Genomic DNA, 16,580 nt, shown 5'->3' with positions numbered 1-16,580 from the left:
CTGTTTGTTCCAATCTGGATATCGGAACGATTGGTAATCCTTCGTCTGCGATAGTCTTGAAGGCTTGAAGCGATCCGCGCGCTTGCGGCGTTGGTTCGTCCATGACTGATATGATCGAGCGCAAATCCGATCCCTACAACGCCGAGCCGACGCCCGGCGCGCTGATCGAGCGGTTCCTGACGCCGCAGGCGCTGTTCTACGTGCGCAGCCATGGTGCAGTGCCCGATCTGCCTGCCGATCACCGGATCGAAGTGAGCGGGACGGGCATGGCGAGCCGCTCCTTCTCGGTGGAGGAACTGAAAAGCGCGTTGGCCACGCGGACGGTGACGGCAGTTCTCCAGTGCGCCGGCAACCGGCGCACGGATCTCCAGCAGGTCGCTAAAACGTCCGGCGACCCCTGGGACGTGGGCGCGATCGGCAATGCGGAATGGACCGGCGTACGACTGTCCGACGTACTGGATGCCGTCGGTGCGCCGAATGCGTCCGACCTGTTCGTGGCGTTCACCGGCGCGGACGAGGTGGACGTCGAAGGCGAGGAAGCATTGTTCGGGGTCTCGATCGCCATGGACAAGGCGCGGCAACCCGACGTCCTTATTGCCTGGGCGATGAACGGCGAGCCGCTGACGCCCGAACACGGCGCACCGCTCCGCATGGTGGTGCCGGGCTATGCCGGGGTGCGGAGCGCCAAATGGCTGACACGGATCGAGGTGCGCGAGACGCCATCCGACGCACCGATCCAGGCGCACGACTACAAGCTCTTTCCTGCCGATGTGACGAGCGACACCGTCGACTGGAGCCAGGGTCTGACCATCAATGCCATGCCGCTCAACGCCGCGATCTGCGTGCCCGGCTCTGGCGAAAGCCTGCCGGCCGGGGAGGTGCGGATCGAGGGCTATGCCATCGCCTATGATCGCCGCGTCTCTCGGGTCGAAGTGTCGGTAAACGGTGGTCGCGACTGGCAACAGGCGACGTTCACCGATGATCCGGAGGCGCACTGGGGTTGGCGGCGCTGGACCCTCGACGCCACGCTCGCCAAGGGGCGCCAGCACCTTGTCGTGCGCGCCTTCGACGAGACTGGACAGGGTCAGCCCGAGCGGCCGGATACGGTGTGGAACTTCGCCGGCTATCTGTGCACCGCCTGGCATCATGTGCACGTGCTGGTCGAATGATCGAAGCATCAGCGGCATCGGACCTCGGCTTCTGGATCGATGCGATCGGGCGGCTGGTGGTGGCGACCGCGGCTGGGATGGTGCTCGGCTGGGAACGCTCGCGCGAGAACCGGCAGATCATGGGATTGCGAACGCTGGGTCTGGTCGGTCTGGCGAGCTGCATCGCCGTGCAGGCGATCGTGCACAGTGGCTTGCCGAACGTAAACGCCGATGCCGCAGGACGGGCGATGCAGGGCATTCTGTCCGGCGTCGGCTTCATCGGTGCCGGCGCGGTGCTGCGGGTCGGCCAGGGTCAGGAAGTGCATGGATTGGCGACCGCCGCGTGCATCTGGGTCACGGCCACGATCGGCGCGGCAGCAGGGTTGGCGGTGTGGCCGCTCATCATCGGCGGGTTGAGCCTTGCGATGCTCGTACTGTTCGCGGGCGCTCCGCTCGAACGTCGCATTCGCGAGCGGGCCAGGCTGACTCCGGCAGAGGCCGACCGGAAGGATGCCGAGCGCAAGCCGTGATCCCGCTGGTCCGCCCAGTGCCTGTCGGCGCTAAGAAGCGGCCAGGCGCTATCAGGAGACAAGCCCCGCATCGGCCTGGCGCCGGACCTCATCGGCGATCGGATGCAGCTCGGCAGCGGGTCGCTCGCCCACTACACTATAGCCGATCCCGTCGACAGCCCATGTGACCCGGCCCATGGTCCCGCTGGACGTGCTGGTCATGCTTGCGCTCTTGTCGATTTGCATAGGCCTCGTCAGCACCGCGAGCTTTGACGCTTGCGGTCCATCGTAGAGGAGAAGAACCGCAGGGCCGTGGGGCGTCGCGACCAATCGCCCCCCGCCATAGCGGTAACCGGCTGTGCTGAGGTCCGGGATGGTCACGCGCTCACCCAATCGGGCGGAGGTCCACCGGATCAGCATGGCGCGCTGGTCGGGGCCGATTTCCGCCGGTCGTATCCGGTCGGCGGCATAGACACGGAAATTGTCACTCGCCTCGTTGGCCAGCGCCGCGATGCCCGCGCGGGGTTCGCCGCTCCAACGCGCACTCGACCAGCCCCCGCCAAACCCGACCGCCAGCAGAAGCGACGCGGCGATGGCGAGTTGCCAACGCGGTTGGCGTTGCCGTCCCCTGATGGCTGCGACGCGCATCGTCGCCGGGATAGGTTCATCCGCGATTGGAGCGAAAAGCGATGCAAGGGCTCGCGCCTGCTCCGCCTGCTCCCGCAAACGGGCATGCACGTCCGGCTGGCCTTCAAGGTAAGCGTCGACCAGACGCTGCCGCTCGGGCGACAGCCTGCCATCGATCCACGCGGCCAGATCGTCCTCTCCGATCGGGCTGGTCATCGAATACTCCTTAATCGTGGCCGTTCACCCTCCCGGAGGAGCGTCGCCAGACGGTCGCGCCCCCGCGATATGCGCGACATCACCGTTCCCAGCGGCACACCGACGACGGCAGCGACTTCCCCATATGACAGACCTTCGACGGAAATGAGGAGCAGCACCGTCCGCTGCTCCTCGGGCAACGCATCAAGTGCGCGCAACAGGTCTCGGTGGTGCAGGCCTGCGTCCTGATCGGCCGGGCGACCGAGCGCAACGTCGTCCACGAGGTGGAGCGGAACCGCCGTACCTCGCCGGACATGCTGCCGCTTATGATCGACCAACAGATTATGCAGGATTGCATAGACCCAGGGGCGAACCTCCGTCCCGCGTCGTTGCCGCCAGCGCCCGACCGCGCGCTCAAGGCAATCCTGCACCAGGTCATCCGCCATCGCCTGATCGCGCAACCACGACCGGGCATAACGGCGCAGACCGGGGACCAGGGGCTCGATCGCGGCGGCAAGCGGGTCCATCTCAGTCGCGCTGCACCTGCACGATGCGGCCCGGTGCGCCATTCACTACCTCGGCGACCGCCAGAAAGCGCCGGGGGGCCGCTGCACTGCCCTGAACGATCTGCCGGATCGGACCCGATGCGTTGACGATCGCCGCACCTGCCGGATTGCTCATGAAGTTCGCAAGCGGCTCTACCGCACCGCTGCCGTCCGCGTTGGCGGTGAGCACGAGCATGTAAGGCTTCTTGGGCTGCAAACCGGTAACGGCACTCTGCACGACCTGAATGATGCCCTGGTCGAAGAGGGTAATGCTGCTTGCCGCACCATTGCCGCCAACCGGCCCCATGTTCAGATGCACCGCCTTGCCTGCCGTACCGAGCGGTTGGAGATTGTCGGTGCCGGGGCCTGTCGGAACAGCGTTCGGCACATAGGCGATCGCCTGCGGTGCCTGTCCGACCGGCACGGTGGCAACGACCTTGTTGCCGGCGGTGTCGATCGCGGCAAGTTCATCGGCATTCTCCAGCCCGACATAGATGCGCCGGCCGTCGCCCGATGGCCAGACGCCGTGCGGCATCTTGCCGACCGGGATGGTGGCGACAAGCGCGAAGTCGGACGTGCGGAACACCTTCACCGCGTTTTCCCCGCCCACCGTGACATAGGCGAACTGTCCCTTGACCGTGCGGGCGAAGTTGACGTGATTGGTGATCGGTCCGGTATCCAGCACCTTGAGGATCGCGAAAGGCGGCTTGGCATCGAATGCGACCGTCTTGCCGATGTCCTTCAGCGTGAACCAAACCTGCTTGCCGTCCGGCGTCGCGGCGATGTTGGGACAGAACGGACTCGGCTGCGCCACCTGTCCGACCTGCGCGTGGGTCGAGACATCGAACACGGCCAGCACCGGATTGAATGAGGAACAGACATAGCCGTATCGGCCATCGGGAGAGAAGATCGTCATGCCCGGACCACCGGGCGTCTTGATGCGACCGGTCTCCTTGTACGTCGTGGGGTCGAGCACGGCGATGTAATCCTCGCCGCGTACCGTGACCCACACCTCCTTGCCGTCCGGCGTGAAGAACGCCTCATGCGGACTGCGCCCGACATAGGTCGTGTGCTTGACGGTGTTGGTGGCGGTGTCGATCCACGACACGGCGTTGGATCCGATCGACACGACCGCCAGTGTTTTCCCGTCCGGCGAGAAGCCGAGGCCGTGAACCAGCACCTGCCCCTTGTAGAGCGGGGAAAAATTCATCGGCTGCGGATCGCCGAGCTTGATGACGCCGAGCAACCTGTTGTCGGCCGGGTCCGTTACCGACACCGTGTTGGAGAATTGTTCGGATGCATAGACGCGGTCGCGGTGGCTGACAGGCACGTCCTTGGCGTTCCACGGCGCCTGCTGAGCCATGGCAATGCCCGGTGCGGCGCTCATCAGCAAGGCGGCCGAGAGCAGGAAGGTCCGGATCATGTCAGTGCTCCATATGGCTGTGGTGGTCGCCGCCCTGCGTCGGGGCTGGCGTCGAAGGGGGTAGCGGCTGACCGATCGCCAACTTCATGGCGGCGATCTCCTGCTGCTGATCGATGATGATCTCCTGCGCGATGCGCTTGAGCTGCTCGTTATGGCCGTAGCGCAGCTCTGCCACCGCCATATCAATGGCGCCCTGGTGATGCGGAAGCATCATCGCGACGAAATCGCGGTCGACGTCGCCGGACGGCTTGACCATCATGCCCGCCATCATCCGGTCCATCGCGGCAGATACCATGCTGGCGTAGCCATCGGCGGGGGCGGCCGCGACTGCGCCGGTGAGCATGGCCGAAGCAGTCAGACCCAGCATCCAATTTCGTCTACGCATAAGCCTCCTGCGGATCAGTCTCGAAAGGGTAGACGACGCCCGTCGGGGTTTATTCCATGGGTGAGCCAATTATTGATCCTCAGCAAAACAATCGTCTCATCGTGACCCTGCCGTTGGTTGACCAGGTCGCCGTCGGACAGCATATGCTCGGGCACGGCGATGGATTTCCGCCGGGCCATTCGGCCGAACCGCCCTCGCAAGGGCCGATGATTCCTACCAGGCGCCGTAAGGCAGCAAGGAGGAATCGTGCGCGCGACATTTCGCAATCTCTACGACCAGTTCAACATGGCAGCGTTCATTCGCGATCGCCGCACCCATGCCATGTCGGTGCTGCGGTGGGCTTTGATCCTGGTCCCGATGGCCGCAACGGTGGGAACGCTCTGCGCAGCCTTCCTGTGGAGCCTCGATGCCGTAACCCGGATTCGCTTCGCCTTTCCCTGGCTGCTCTACCTGCTGCCGATCGGCGGGTTCGTGGTCGGACTGCTCTACCATCTGACAGGGCGCTCGGTCGAAGGTGGCAACAATCTTATCGTCGAGCAGATCCACGAACCGGGGGGCGGCGTGCCGCTGCGCATGGCCCCGCTCATTTTCTTCGGCACGGTCGTGACACATCTGTTTGGTGGATCGGCGGGGCGCGAAGGCACCGCCGTGCAATTGGGCGGCAGTCTTTCCGGCGGGTTCGGGCGCGCCCTCAAGCTGGATACGCAAGCAACGCGCATCCTGCTGATGACCGGGATCGCGGCAGGGTTCGGCGCAGTGTTCGGGACGCCGATCGCGGGAGCGGTCTTCGCGCTGGAGGTGCTGGCGATTGGCCGGGTCGAGTATCGCGCGCTGGTGCCGTGCCTGGTCGCGGCACTGGTCGGCGACTGGACCTGTCTTGCCTGGGGCATTCACCACGGCATCTACCATGTCGATGCGACAGTGCCGGTCGACGCTCTAATCGTCATCAAGGTTGGCGTCGCGGGCGTCGTATTCGGGTTAGTCGGACTAGCTTTTGCAGAGGCCAATCATGCGCTGGGCGGATGGCTGAAGCGCATGGTGCCTTATGGCCCACTACGACCCGTCATCGGTGGCGTGGCCGTGATCGCACTGGTCTGGCTGTTCGGCACGCGGGACTATCTCGGTCTGGGCACGCTAGCGGCGACGCCGGATGGCCTGACCATCGCCAGCTTCTTCGGCTCCAATACGGACCCGTGGAGCTGGGCGCTGAAGCTGCTCTTCACCGTCGTCACCCTTAGTACCGGCTTCAAGGGCGGGGAGGTGACACCGCTGTTCTTCATCGGCGCGGCGCTCGGCAATGCACTCGCGCCTATGTTCGGGGTGTCGACAGGGTTATTCGCGGCGATCGGCTTCGTTGCGCTGTTCGCGGGTGCGGCCAACACGCCGCTTGCCTGCACGTTCATGGGGATCGAATTGTTCGGGGCGGCCTATGCTGTGCCGATCGCGGTCGCATGCTTCGTCGCCTACCTTTGCTCGGGTCATAACGGCATTTATCTGTCGCAGCGCGTCGCAGTCCCCAAGGTGCCTGCTGCGCGCCTCACACCCGATGCGACCCTGCGTGATGCCCGCACGCACCGTGCTTCCCGCCGTCGCTCGCGCGTCTGATCCTGCTTCCTATCGAAAGGCCCATTATGCCTGATCGTTTCACCGTCCAGCACCGCGAGTTGGAATGCTGCGCATCTATTTGAAGCCGTCTGACAAGGTCGGCCCACGTCGCTTCTGGGGTGCGAAACCTTTTTATCGCGAGCTGATCCGCACCGCGAAGGCGGACGGCATCATCAACGCCGTCGCGCAGAACATGCATTACGGCTTCAGCAATCGCGGCCCAATCCGGGAAAATGGATCGGAGATTGCCGATCCGCATCTGACTATCTGCGTCGAGCTGGTCGGCGAACGTGACCAGCTCAACATTTTCTGTCGCCGGCATGGCGATCTGCTCGGCAACAAGGTGATAGTTTACAAACAATTGGAGCATTGGACGATCACGCGCGAAACTGAGCGAACCAGAGCCTGATCGGCGTTCCCATAATGGAACTTCCAGAAGGACCGTCACGACAGGATTGGTCTGCCCGATGCGCGGGTCGACACGCTTTTCCCGAAACCTGTTCCCGATTGAGTTTTCCCGAAATGACCCGCTGTACATGGAGAAGCGGGACTGCTCCAGACGCTCAACGGTCGGTTCGCCATGCCGCGCTGCTGTGCCAGAAACGCTAACCGGGGCGCTGACAGGCGTCACAACCGACCGAGACTGTTGAAAAACTCGGCAAGCAGGCAGTGCGACGACCTCGCGCGTAATATGACTGCGTTGAGGTGACCAATTTTAACAAGAAGTTGCAAAGATAGGCATGATACGAGAAGAATATTGCCCTGACCGACGCCTCTTCCGAGCCGAAGCAACTTTTTCAACAGCCTAGAACGGTTATGACACCGCTCAAAGACAGCTTTCAACCATCCCGAAATCTGCCTGTCGCCTAACCACCGATCCGTGTCGTTCGCTGTTCGTTCGGGCCTGGCGTACGCAAAGCGCACTTTCGTGCAGTGACCCCTTATGGCGGCATCTACATCTGCGCCTCCCTGCTTTGGCTGTGGAGCGTGGAGGGCATCCGTCCCGATCGCTGGGACGTCGGCGGCGCTGCCCTGTGCCTGATTGGAACCTGTGTGATCCTGCTCGGGCCGCGTTCTGCGTGACCGCGCTGATCGCCACACGCCTCGATCCGGACGAGCTGACGGGACTGGCATGTCTCCTCAATACCGCAAGCCTCCCCAGTGCCGATCTCGCGGAGACTGACCGCGTCTTCTTCCGGTTCGATGCGGATTGCCTCGTCGGTTATGGCGGTCTCGAAGGCGAGGGAGCCGACCGCCTGCTCCGCTCCATTCTCGTCGTCCCGGATCGCCGAGGCGCCGGCATCGGCCGAACGCTGGTCGCGGCGCTGGAACAAGAAGCGCGCGGACTGGGCGTGGAGCGATTGCATCTGCTGACCACGACCGCGGCCGTGTTCTTCCGCGCGCTGGGCTATGCGGCTGCCGATCGGCATGCGGCACCCTCGGCCATTGCCGCCACGCGCGAGTTCACCTTGCTCTGCCCCGCCTCGGCTACTTACCTCGTGAAAGCTCTCTGATGCCGCTTCGCACACTTACCGATCCCGACATTCTGCCTGCGCTCGACCCTGCATTTATCCGCCCTCGCTCTGCTGAGGCTCTTGGGCCAACCGAGCCTGCCCCACGCATCCTGCTACTCTATGGGTCGCTACGCGAGCGCTCCTTTTCCCGGCTTGCCGTCGAGGAAGCTGCTCGCCTGCTGCGCCTGTTTGGTGCCGAAACGCGCATCTTCGATCCCTCTACGCTGCCGCTGCCCGACCAAGTAGCGGGCGACGATCACCCGGCTGTTCACGAGTTGCGCGAGTTGTCGATGTGGTCCGAGGGACAGGTCTGGTGCAGCCCTGAGCGGCACGGCCAGATTACCGGCATCATGAAAGCGCAGATCGATCATCTGCCTCTCGAGATTAAGGGCATGCGCCCAACGCAGGGGCGCACGTTGGCCGTCATGCAAGTATCGGGCGGATCGCAATCGTTCAACGCGGTCAACACGCTGCGCCTGCTCGGCCGCTGGATGCGGATGGTCACGATTCCGAACCAATCTTCGGTGGCGATGGCCTTTAAGGAGTTCGACGATGCTGGCCGCATGAAGCCGTCGAGCTATTATGATCGGATCGTCGACGTGATGGAGGAACTGGTGCGCTTCACCGTCCTCCTGCGCCCCCATGCGGTGCAGCTCGTCGATCGTTATTCGGAGCGCAAGCAAGTCGGCGTGCCGGTCGACGTGGCTACCGACCTGTCGAGCATCGCTATCGCCCGCGTCTGACGCTCAAGCGTGATCGAAGGCTTGAAGGATTGGACACGGCCCGGCCGAGCCGCTTCCGCACTCTCTCGCGAGATGGCGAAGGGAGGCGCGCACCCGCTCAAGCTCCTGGATCTTGGCGTCCAGCGCCTCAATCCGCTCATTGGCAAGCTCGCGTGCGCGGGCGCGATCGTCCGTTGCGTCGAGCGCTAGCAGTTCGCCGATCTGCTCCAACGTGAACCCGGCTGCCTGCGCCGATCGGATAAACCGGAGGCGGCGCACGTCATCGATTCCGTAGCGGCGAATACTGCCGCTCGCGCCGGAGCCTTGCGGTCGGTCTGGCGTATCGAGCAAACCCCGGCGCTGATAGTAGCGCACGGTCTCGACACCGACGTCCCCTTCACGCGCGAAACCCGCAATTGTCAGCGCCGCCATGCCTTGACTCCGTACTATAGTACGGACCCTATATAGGCTCCGCGAACAGGACGGAGAAGTGAGATGGCGACCGCGGCGCCCAAGAAAGCGACGATCTATCGTATGGTGATGCCTGCGCACACCTGCCCCTATGGCGTGAAGGCCAAGGATCTGCTGCGCCGGCAAGGTTACGAGGTCGAGGATCATTGGCTGCGCACGCGCGAGGAAACCGACGCGTTCAAGGCGGAGCACGGCGTGAAGACCACGCCCCAAACCTTTATCAGTGGCGAGCGGGTAGGAGGCTATGACGATCTGCGCCGCTTCTTCGGCAAGGCGGTGCGCGATCCCAAGGCCGTCACATACCGGCCCGTAGTCGCGGTGTTCGCCATGGCCGCGCTGATGGCGCTCGCGGCCAGCTACGCTGCCTTCGGCTCGCCGTTCACGGTCCGCGCTGGGGAATGGTTCATCGCCTTCTCGATGTGCGTGCTCGCCCTGCTGAAGCTCCAGAACGTAGAGAGCTTCTCGAGCATGTTCCTCAACTACGATCTGCTCGCCAAGCGCTGGGTGCCCTATTCCTACGTCTATCCCTACGCGGAAGGTGTCGCGGGCGTGCTGATGGCCGCTGGTGTGCTCACCTGGCTGTCGGTGCCGATCGCGCTCGTCATCGGGACGATCGGTGCGATATCCGTCATCAAGGCGGTCTATGTAGACAAGCGCGAACTCAAGTGCGCCTGCGTGGGCGGAGATAGCAACGTACCTCTCGGCTTCCTCTCGCTGACCGAGAACGTGATGATGGTCGCCATGGCGCTATGGATGGTGATCGCCCCGGCTGCGCTCTCGATGCCGCACTGAGCCGTTGACTTCAGGTCCAAAAGGCTGCCGGTAGTGGGCGTGAAGTCCGGGTCTCGTCCTTTTATCAGCGTCTTTCGCACGGCCGTCCTGGCCGTGCTTGCGATGATGCTGCTTATCCGGCTGGGGCCGATCTGCGAAGCCAGTGCTCAAGCCGCTCCGATCGCGTCGGCAATGGCCGGGTGCGAGGAGAAGAACCCTTCGGCCCCGGACAAAAAGGCGCCGCAAGCGGCCTGCGCGACGCCCTGCATCGCCGTCCCCGGGGAAGCCCTGGCGAGGGTCGAGCCGTTATCCTCACTCCCAATCGCCGCCTGGCCATCGCCGGCTAATGTCATGAGCGGGTGGCTGATACCGCCCGCCACTCCACCTCCGCGAGCCGTGTGACCCTCCAACAGGTTCACACATTCAATCAACGGAGATTTTGATGACCAAGTTCAAGCTGATCGGCGCAGCGCTGGCGCTCGCCCTTCCCACCGCAGCCTTCGCGGCCGGGTCCTGCTGCGCCGACATGGCGTGCTGCAAAGACGGTGCCGATTGCTGCAAGGACGGCAAGGGCGATTGCTGCAAGGACATGAAGAAGGGCGGCGATCATGGGGGCCGGTGAGAGAAGGCCCGAAAACGTACGCTAACGACCCTCGCCGGTCCGCGGCAAGCGCAACGGCCTGAAGTGCTCGCGCGGGCGATTGATCTCGCTCCAGAGATAGTCGCCAGTAAGCCCCACATGCTCCCATCCGAGCGGAGCGACATGAGCGAGTAGCTCATTCGGGACGTCAATCCCGCTGCGACGGAGGTGCTGGACGGCGCGGTCGAGATACACCGTGTTCCATAACGTCACTGCGGCCGTCACCAGGGTGAGCCCGGAGGCGCGGTGTCGCTGGTTCTCAAACGTGCGGTCGCGAAGCTCGCCCAGTCGGTTGAAGAAGATGGCGCGGGCAAGCGCGTTCCTGGCCTCGCCCTTGTTGAGGATGGAGCCGGTGCGGCGCCGCTGCTCGAGGTCATCGAACCAGTCGAGCATAAACAGGGTCCGTTCGACACGGCCGATCTCGCGCAGCGCGCGGGCGACCGGGTTCTGGCGTGGGTAGCCGGCCAGCTTGCGGAGCATGGCGGACGCGCTGACCGTTCCCGCCTTGATCGACGCGGCGAGCCGGAGCGTCTCGTCCCAGTTCTCCTCAATCGCCTTGACGTTGATCGGGCCCGCGACGAGCGGCCGCAGTGTCGGCCAGGGGTCAAGCGCACCCATACTATATAGTCGGCGCTCGTTCAGGTCTCGAATACGCGGCGCGAACCGGAAGCCGAGCAGGTGGCAAAGCCCGAACACATGGTCAACCGCGCCCGCGGTGTCGGTCGCGTGCTCGCGGATGACGAGCTCGCTCTCGTGGTCGAGAAGGCCGTCGATGACGTGGGCGGCCTCGCCCGCGTTCGCGGCAATGACCTTGGTATGGAACGGCGTGAACCGGTCGGAGACGTGGGTGTAGAACAGCACGCCCGGGTCGCTGCCGTAACGCGCGTTGTGGTCGGCGCGAGCTTCTCCGCGGCCGCCCGCCCGGAAGAACTGACCGTCAGAAGACGAGGTATCGCCCGGCCCCCATACCGCCCCGAGCGGATGCGCGGTGTGGGTGTCGACGATGGCGGCCAGCGCCGACAGGTACGTCTCGTCGCGGACGTGCCACTCGGCCGTCCAGCGCAGGCGGGCGAGCGTCAGCCCGCGCGAGCTTTCGGCCATGCGGCCGAGCCCGAGGTTGGTCGCATCGGCTAGGATCGTACCCATCAGCGCCGACTGGTCGGACGCGGGCTCGCCGCTGCGCGCATGGGTGAAGCGGTCGGCGAACCCAGACCAGGTCGCTACCTCAACCAGGAGGTCGGTGACGCGGATGCGGGGCAGGAGGGCGTAGAGCTTTGCCTTCAGCTCCTCGGCCTCGTCCGGAACCGAGCGGCGCAACGGGGTAATAGTCAGCTCGCCGCCCGCAATCGCAACGTCGACCAGCTCGCCGGCTGAGGCCGCGCGCTCTACCTCGTCCATGCGACGGCTCATCAGCAAGCGGCGCTCATCGCACCAGTCCCGGAACGTAGGGGCGACCGCCAGCCCGAGCTCGCCCTCGGCTCGCATGTCGACGAACGCCGCATGCGGCAGGAGATAGTCATCGAGCGTACGGTAGGCGCGGCTCCCATCGACCCAGATACTTCCCGACGCGAGCCGCTCGCGAAGGTGTACGATGACCGCGATCTCGTAGGCGCGCCGGTCGATGTCGCCTTCGGCCGGAAACACCACCTTGCGCCAGCGCGGTTTCAGGAAAGTGGTCGGCACCCGCTTCGGCAGAACCGAGCGACCGTCATGGTACATGCGCCGCAACGCCTCGACGGCACCGAGCAGCGGATCGCCTGGCCGCGCGGCGCGAAAAGTGAAGGCGGACAGGAAGGCAGGCGCGAACTTGCGCACGGCGGGATAGCGCTCGACCACTTCGTCCAGGCCGTCGTCAGCCGAGCGGGTCAGCTCCTCGGCAAACCGGATGCTGCGCTCCAGGTGATCCCAACCGATGCGGCTCTCGATCGCGGGCAGCGGGTCGCGACCACTCACGCGCGCATCCATCAGCACTCGGCCGAGTCGGACGTGGACGCGCGCCGTGTCCTTCAGCAGCCGGGCCTGACCCAGCAGCCGCTCGGAGCGCGTCCGGTCGGCGCGGCGGAACAGCGAGCCGACCAGCTTCTCGACCATGGCCAGCGCGGCGTCCGTCAGCGCCGCCTCCATCTCGATTGCGAACGCGATCAACGTGGCGACGCGTCGGCGACGCTCGAGCCGGCGTAGATGCTGAGCGGTTACGATCCCGGCGACGCGTGCGATCACGGCATAGCGGGCACCGTGAACGCGGCGAGCCCGGTCGGACTCAATCCCGAGCGCACGTACGCGGTTCAATCGTTCGACCAATGCCTTCAGGTTGGCTGCGCTGGGCGCCTCAGACCAGTCACGAATCCAGCCCAGGCCCGTGCGGCCCCGTTCACCCGCGTCGATCAGATCGGCGAGGTTGGCCTCCTGCTCCGAAGTGCAGTCCCGGATCAATCCGGTATAGGCAGTACGGCGCGCCTGGGCGCGGGCGATCAGGGCGATACGCTCCAGCGTCGACGCCGCGGGCACGACAACCCGGGTCAGACGCAATCGGTCGACCATGGCGGCGACGATCGGCGCTCCACGATCAGTCGAGGTGGCGATCTCGATGCCTATCGCCAGCATTGCGCGCAGGTCCGATCGTTCGAATGCCCTCAGGCCGAGCAGCGCCTCGATCTCGGCTCGGTGCTCGCGCAAGGTCGGACCGCGATCGGCGTAGCCAAGGAAGTCGGACGTGTTGCCGCCCAATTGCTCGCATAAAGCAGCCAGCATGAGCTCGGACGGCACCTCACCCGGGGCGAGCGCTCGCCCCGGGTGGCGAAGGTAGCAGAGCTGGACCGCGTAGCCGATCCGGTTGGATCCGCGACGTCGTCGGCCGACCTGTGCGAGGTCGTCCGGTCCGAGCGTATAGAGCCGTTCGATCACCTCGCGGTCGACGGGCGGATCGAAGATTGCGGCCCGCTGGCCGGGCGAGAGGATCGTCTTGACGGACATGGCGATCTCTCATTCGGCGACTGTCACGAAACAAGCTGTTTACAATGTTGATGGAGCATAGACAGGGACACGGGTTAAGTGACAAAGAAGCTGCTCCGTGGCGAGCAATCCGGCTTTGTCACCTATACGGACGTATATGTGACGACCCAGATCGGCTACGCACGGGTGTCCAAGGCGGACGGCAGTCAGGTCCACGACCTCCAGCGCGACGCGCTGGTCGCGGCCGGCGTCGATCCCGACCATATCTATGAGGATGCGGCATCGGGCCGGCGCGACACGCGGCCTGGACTTGATGCCTGCCTCAAGGCGCTGCGGCGCGGCGACACGCTGGTTGTGTGGAAGCTCGACCGATTAGGGCGCGACTTGCGCCATCTCGTCAATCTGGTCGGGGAGCTGACGAAGCGGCAGATCGGCCTCAAGGTGCTGGCGGGCGAAGGCGCGTCGATCGACACCACCACCGCCAACGGTCGGCTGATCTTCGCGATCTTCGCCGGCCTCGCCGAGTTCGAGCGCGAGCTGATCGTCGAGCGGACCAAGGCCGGTCTCGCTGCGGCGCGTGCCCGTGGACGAAGCGGCGGCCGCCCGTTCAAGATGACGCCGGCCAAGCTGCGCCTCGCCCAGGCCGCGATGGGTAAGCCCGAAACCAAGGTCGCCGAGCTGTGCGCCGAACTCGGCATCACTCGGCAGACGCTTTACCGCTTTGTCGGGCCGAAGCGCGAGCTGCGCAATGACGGGCAGCGACTACTCGACCGGCGCAAGGCGAAATGAACCGCCTGTTCCGTCAGGATCGGCTGATCGCCTCGAACACGATCCGAGCGACGTTCGCGGGCTGGCATGACCAGGCGATCGCCGCATTCATGTTACTGGTCGTACTGGCCGTAGCCCATGCGTGGTTCACCGATCGCCCGTGGAGGGTTGCAGCGTGGACGGCGCTCGGTGCGGGCACGCTGATCGGCATCGGGGCGGGACGCCTTGTCAGGGCGCGCCTCGCCTTCCATGCCTTCGACGGGTTGCTCGCGGCCGATGCCCTGCACCCGCACACCCGCCTGCGCTACAGGACGGCATGGCATGGCATCGGATTGGCGCTGCTGACCGTGGCGACCCTGATCGTGCGCCCTTCGCTGCTGGTCATCAGCGTGCCCGCCTATCTTGCCGGGGTGTTGATCGCCGGACTGACGGGTGGCGTCAGGATGCCGAAGCGGCTCGCTGGCACGGCGCGACCGGGATGGACGCTCCGGGCATGGTCGCATCGCCCGATCGCCGGGGTAGCGGCTGCGACGGTCCTGCTCGTGCTGCTGTTGCCGACCCGCACGCTGGGCACGAATGCCCTGATGGCGGTGGTCGGGATCGGCACGGTCCTGCTCGCGCTGATCCTCACCAGCGCCGATGACGCCATCGTCCGCTTCATGACGATCGCCGGACACGGATCGCGACGCATTTTCGTTCACCATGGCAAGGGGATCGCGACCTTCCTTGCCGTGTCGGTGCCGGGATGCTGGATCATGCTGGGGCCGGTTGCGGCCGGGATCGCCGCTGCCGCCTGTGTCGCCACGCTGTTGCTCTTGGCGCTGCGCGTCCTCGCCTATCGGCTGCATACCAAGCGGTTCGCCGACTTCCTCGTCTCCATCCTCACAGGATTGCTCATGCTGGTCGCCTATTCGATGCCGGTGGCCCTGCCTGTCATCACGCTTGCCATGTTCTGGCAACTACATCGCCGGGGGCGGACGAAGACGTGGCTGCTGGTATGAACCCCGCCGTCGATCTAACAGGCACAACCGTCGAGCGGAGCGGGGAGCGCGTCGTCCACGACGTCGATTTGACCGTCGCACCCGGATCGTGGTTCGGCCTCATCGGCGCCAACGGATCGGGCAAGACCAGCCTGCTCAGGGCGCTTGCCGGCCGGCTGCCCTTCGCCGGTGGATCATGCCGGATCGGTGGCGAAGAACTGATCGAGGATCGTGCCGCTCGCGCGCTGCGTTTCGGTTTCTCTCCTCCGGCCGACAAACTGCCGGATGCCTTGCGGGGACGCGACGTTCTCGAACTCGTCGGCGGGAACATCGATGATGTTCGCTCCCGCCTGGGAAAGCTGCATGAAGCGCTGGGCCTGGCGCCGCTGCTCGACCGCTGGATCGGCGACTGCTCCGCAGGCATGCGACAGCGGATCGCCATTGCTGCGGCGTTCGCGGGTGGCCACTCCCTCGTGATCCTTGACGAACCGTTCAACTGGCTCGATCCTGTCGCGATCTTCGACCTGCGCGAGGTTCTGCGCGATAGGGTCGATGGCGGCTTGGCGCTTATCACTGCCCTCCACGACCTCGGCACGCTGGCATCGGCATGCGACGCCGGTCTCATGCTCGCCGATGGCAAGGTCGCACTGGCGCTGGACGAAGGCATGCTGCGGATCGCTGCCCAGAATCCGCAAACGTTCGAGCGGCAGACGATCGACCGCCTGCGATCCGGATCAGCTACGCCCAACGTTTAGCGTACGCTGAGAAAGGGATTCTGCGATGACCTCGGGAAGTGCAATGAGGACGTGGACCGTGTTGCCTCTCCTGATGGTCATCGCAGGCTGTGCTACACCCTCTTCTCCGCCGAGTTGCGTCGGCCTTCGCGGCGTCGGTGCCGTACCGATCACCGACGCGGCGGGCGTGACCCGCATCCGCTACACCTATGCCGATGAGGCGGTGCGGCTGCCGCACCTGCAATGCCGGGCCGATCAGGGCGATCGGACGGCGATGGTCGAACTCGCCCGCGCCCTGGAAACGGGTAGCGGCGTGGTGCGCGACGATAGCCGTGCCGCCACACTCTATGAGAAGGCAGCGCAGGACCGCCCCACGTTCACCAGCATCTATTCTCCGCCCGTCCGGCTCGGCGGTGCGGGGCAGGTCATGATGATCCCCAATACGGACGGCGGGCCGGGGAACGCCGAGGCGAAGCATCGGCTCGGTCACATGCTGGTCGAAGGCCGGGGTATCGCACGCGACCCTGAACGTGGACGGCAACTAATCGCCGAAGCGGAACGGCAAGGATTTAAGCCATAGTGCGGATGCGC

Annotated in this window: 19 protein-coding genes, 1 pseudogene and 1 riboswitch; of the genes and pseudogenes, 13 read left to right on the top strand and 7 right to left on the bottom strand. The window is 65.0% G+C overall.

The features are described from left to right. The first annotated feature begins 110 nt into the window (after nt 1-110). Both QLH51_RS08390 and QLH51_RS08385 read left to right on the top strand, forming a co-directional pair. Nucleotides 111-1,169, top strand: coding sequence for a sulfite oxidase (locus tag QLH51_RS08390; protein WP_283514526.1), 1,059 nt, complete (start codon nt 111-113; stop codon nt 1,167-1,169). Further along, nucleotides 1,166-1,678 (top strand): MgtC/SapB family protein, encoded by a 513-nt coding sequence (locus QLH51_RS08385; RefSeq protein WP_052149081.1) that lies wholly within the window; start codon nt 1,166-1,168, stop codon nt 1,676-1,678. Before QLH51_RS08390 ends, QLH51_RS08385 begins: the two co-directional genes overlap by 4 nt. A gap of 51 nt (nt 1,679-1,729) precedes the next feature. Here QLH51_RS08385 and QLH51_RS08380 read toward each other — a convergent pair whose 3' ends face one another. Genes QLH51_RS08380 through QLH51_RS08365 form a run of 4 tightly spaced genes read right to left on the bottom strand, consistent with a single transcriptional unit; the run spans nt 1,730 to nt 4,814 of the window. Beyond that, on the bottom strand, nt 1,730-2,500 hold the full coding sequence (locus QLH51_RS08380) for an anti-sigma factor family protein (protein ID WP_037529333.1): 771 nt from the start codon (nt 2,498-2,500) through the stop codon (nt 1,730-1,732). Then, nucleotides 2,497-3,006, bottom strand: coding sequence for an RNA polymerase sigma factor (locus QLH51_RS08375; protein WP_055982122.1), 510 nt, complete (start codon nt 3,004-3,006; stop codon nt 2,497-2,499). Before QLH51_RS08375 ends, QLH51_RS08380 begins: the two co-directional genes overlap by 4 nt. Nucleotide 3,007: 1 nt before the next feature. Then, nucleotides 3,008-4,447, bottom strand: coding sequence for a YncE family protein (locus QLH51_RS08370; protein ID WP_055982125.1), 1,440 nt, complete (start codon nt 4,445-4,447; stop codon nt 3,008-3,010). Between the two features lies 1 nt (nt 4,448). After that, nucleotides 4,449-4,814, bottom strand: a complete 366-nt coding sequence (locus QLH51_RS08365; RefSeq protein ID WP_229668351.1) for a DUF305 domain-containing protein — start codon at nt 4,812-4,814, stop codon at nt 4,449-4,451. Nucleotides 4,815-4,978: 164 nt separating this feature from the next. Next, nucleotides 4,979-5,055: riboswitch (Fluoride riboswitch) on the top strand. 23 nt (nt 5,056-5,078) lie between these two features. Here QLH51_RS08365 and QLH51_RS08360 point away from each other — a divergent pair. The 5 genes and pseudogenes from QLH51_RS08360 to arsH all read left to right on the top strand — a co-directional run bounded on the left by QLH51_RS08360 (nt 5,079) and on the right by arsH (nt 8,694). After that, the gene (locus tag QLH51_RS08360) at nt 5,079-6,437 is read left to right on the top strand and encodes a voltage-gated chloride channel family protein (protein WP_055982128.1); all 1,359 of its coding nucleotides are present in this window, start codon (nt 5,079-5,081) and stop codon (nt 6,435-6,437) included. A 64-nt stretch (nt 6,438-6,501) separates the two neighbouring features. Then, nucleotides 6,502-6,846, top strand: a complete 345-nt coding sequence (locus QLH51_RS08355; protein ID WP_283514525.1) for a DUF190 domain-containing protein — start codon at nt 6,502-6,504, stop codon at nt 6,844-6,846. A gap of 518 nt (nt 6,847-7,364) precedes the next feature. Beyond that, nucleotides 7,365-7,520: pseudogene (locus QLH51_RS08350) on the top strand (YnfA family protein); the annotation flags it as partial. Beyond that, entirely contained in the window at nt 7,517-7,951 is a 435-nt protein-coding gene (gene arsN2 / locus QLH51_RS08345) for an arsenic resistance N-acetyltransferase ArsN2 (RefSeq protein ID WP_336620698.1), read from the top strand. The pseudogene QLH51_RS08350 and the gene arsN2, both read left to right, overlap by 4 nt. After that, on the top strand, nt 7,951-8,694 hold the full coding sequence (arsH, locus tag QLH51_RS08340; RefSeq protein WP_283514524.1) for an arsenical resistance protein ArsH: 744 nt from the start codon (nt 7,951-7,953) through the stop codon (nt 8,692-8,694). The genes arsN2 and arsH overlap by 1 nt, the downstream gene beginning before the upstream one ends. Before the next feature lie 3 nt (nt 8,695-8,697). On the opposite strand, the gene QLH51_RS08335 is transcribed toward arsH, so the two are convergent. Beyond that, nucleotides 8,698-9,105 carry a MerR family transcriptional regulator gene (locus tag QLH51_RS08335; protein WP_283514523.1) on the bottom strand — a complete coding sequence of 136 codons (408 nt, stop codon included), beginning with the start codon at nt 9,103-9,105 and terminating at the stop codon, nt 8,698-8,700. Between the two features lie 63 nt (nt 9,106-9,168). Here QLH51_RS08335 and QLH51_RS08330 point away from each other — a divergent pair, with 63 nt between their 5' ends. Next, nucleotides 9,169-9,936: a glutaredoxin gene (locus QLH51_RS08330; protein WP_283514522.1), complete on the top strand. Its 768-nt coding sequence runs from the start codon at nt 9,169-9,171 to the stop codon at nt 9,934-9,936. Between the two features lie 146 nt (nt 9,937-10,082). Here QLH51_RS08330 and QLH51_RS08325 read toward each other — a convergent pair whose 3' ends face one another. Continuing rightward, nucleotides 10,083-10,268 (bottom strand): hypothetical protein, encoded by a 186-nt coding sequence (locus QLH51_RS08325; protein ID WP_283514521.1) that lies wholly within the window; start codon nt 10,266-10,268, stop codon nt 10,083-10,085. Between the two features lie 89 nt (nt 10,269-10,357). Here QLH51_RS08325 and QLH51_RS08320 point away from each other — a divergent pair, with 89 nt between their 5' ends. Beyond that, nucleotides 10,358-10,537, top strand: coding sequence for a hypothetical protein (locus QLH51_RS08320; RefSeq protein ID WP_283514520.1), 180 nt, complete (start codon nt 10,358-10,360; stop codon nt 10,535-10,537). Between the two features lie 21 nt (nt 10,538-10,558). Here the strand turns inward: QLH51_RS08320 and QLH51_RS08315 are convergent, their stop codons facing one another. Beyond that, nucleotides 10,559-13,528: a Tn3 family transposase gene (locus QLH51_RS08315; protein ID WP_283514519.1), complete on the bottom strand. Its 2,970-nt coding sequence runs from the start codon at nt 13,526-13,528 to the stop codon at nt 10,559-10,561. A gap of 138 nt (nt 13,529-13,666) precedes the next feature. Between QLH51_RS08315 and QLH51_RS08310 the strand changes: the two genes are divergently transcribed. From QLH51_RS08310 to QLH51_RS08295, 4 genes are read left to right on the top strand one after another with little or no spacing between them, the layout of a single operon-like run. Next, entirely contained in the window at nt 13,667-14,296 is a 630-nt protein-coding gene (locus QLH51_RS08310) for a recombinase family protein (protein WP_283514534.1), read from the top strand. Next, nucleotides 14,293-15,276 (top strand): hypothetical protein, encoded by a 984-nt coding sequence (locus QLH51_RS08305; RefSeq protein ID WP_283514518.1) that lies wholly within the window; start codon nt 14,293-14,295, stop codon nt 15,274-15,276. Before QLH51_RS08310 ends, QLH51_RS08305 begins: the two co-directional genes overlap by 4 nt. Next, the gene (locus QLH51_RS08300; RefSeq protein ID WP_283514517.1) at nt 15,273-16,010 is read left to right on the top strand and encodes an ATP-binding cassette domain-containing protein; all 738 of its coding nucleotides are present in this window, start codon (nt 15,273-15,275) and stop codon (nt 16,008-16,010) included. Before QLH51_RS08305 ends, QLH51_RS08300 begins: the two co-directional genes overlap by 4 nt. Nucleotides 16,011-16,053: 43 nt before the next feature. Then, on the top strand, nt 16,054-16,569 hold the full coding sequence (locus tag QLH51_RS08295) for a tetratricopeptide repeat protein (RefSeq protein ID WP_283514516.1): 516 nt from the start codon (nt 16,054-16,056) through the stop codon (nt 16,567-16,569). Nucleotides 16,570-16,580 lie beyond the last annotated feature (11 nt).

It is taken from the genome of Sphingomonas sp. 2R-10 (assembly GCF_030062225.1).
GTDB lineage: Bacteria > Pseudomonadota > Alphaproteobacteria > Sphingomonadales > Sphingomonadaceae > Sphingomonas.
Note: the sequence above shows the minus strand (reverse complement) of the source record. Positions and strands in the feature narration are given on the sequence as shown.

Coding starts and splice junctions, on each gene's coding strand:
- QLH51_RS08390 (WP_283514526.1), top strand. CDS start 111: ATGATCGAGCGCAAATCCGATCCCTACAACGCCGAGCCGACGCCCGGC.
- QLH51_RS08385 (WP_052149081.1), top strand. CDS start 1,166: ATGATCGAAGCATCAGCGGCATCGGACCTCGGCTTCTGGATCGATGCG.
- QLH51_RS08380 (WP_037529333.1), bottom strand. CDS start 2,500: ATGACCAGCCCGATCGGAGAGGACGATCTGGCCGCGTGGATCGATGGC.
- QLH51_RS08375 (WP_055982122.1), bottom strand. CDS start 3,006: ATGGACCCGCTTGCCGCCGCGATCGAGCCCCTGGTCCCCGGTCTGCGC.
- QLH51_RS08370 (WP_055982125.1), bottom strand. CDS start 4,447: ATGATCCGGACCTTCCTGCTCTCGGCCGCCTTGCTGATGAGCGCCGCA.
- QLH51_RS08365 (WP_229668351.1), bottom strand. CDS start 4,814: ATGCTGGGTCTGACTGCTTCGGCCATGCTCACCGGCGCAGTCGCGGCC.
- QLH51_RS08355 (WP_283514525.1), top strand. CDS start 6,502: ATGCTGCGCATCTATTTGAAGCCGTCTGACAAGGTCGGCCCACGTCGC.
- arsH (WP_283514524.1), top strand. CDS start 7,951: ATGCCGCTTCGCACACTTACCGATCCCGACATTCTGCCTGCGCTCGAC.
- QLH51_RS08335 (WP_283514523.1), bottom strand. CDS start 9,105: ATGGCGGCGCTGACAATTGCGGGTTTCGCGCGTGAAGGGGACGTCGGT.
- QLH51_RS08330 (WP_283514522.1), top strand. CDS start 9,169: ATGGCGACCGCGGCGCCCAAGAAAGCGACGATCTATCGTATGGTGATG.
- QLH51_RS08325 (WP_283514521.1), bottom strand. CDS start 10,268: ATGACATTAGCCGGCGATGGCCAGGCGGCGATTGGGAGTGAGGATAAC.
- QLH51_RS08320 (WP_283514520.1), top strand. CDS start 10,358: ATGACCAAGTTCAAGCTGATCGGCGCAGCGCTGGCGCTCGCCCTTCCC.
- QLH51_RS08315 (WP_283514519.1), bottom strand. CDS start 13,528: ATGTCCGTCAAGACGATCCTCTCGCCCGGCCAGCGGGCCGCAATCTTC.
- QLH51_RS08305 (WP_283514518.1), top strand. CDS start 14,293: ATGAACCGCCTGTTCCGTCAGGATCGGCTGATCGCCTCGAACACGATC.
- QLH51_RS08300 (WP_283514517.1), top strand. CDS start 15,273: ATGAACCCCGCCGTCGATCTAACAGGCACAACCGTCGAGCGGAGCGGG.
- QLH51_RS08295 (WP_283514516.1), top strand. CDS start 16,054: ATGAGGACGTGGACCGTGTTGCCTCTCCTGATGGTCATCGCAGGCTGT.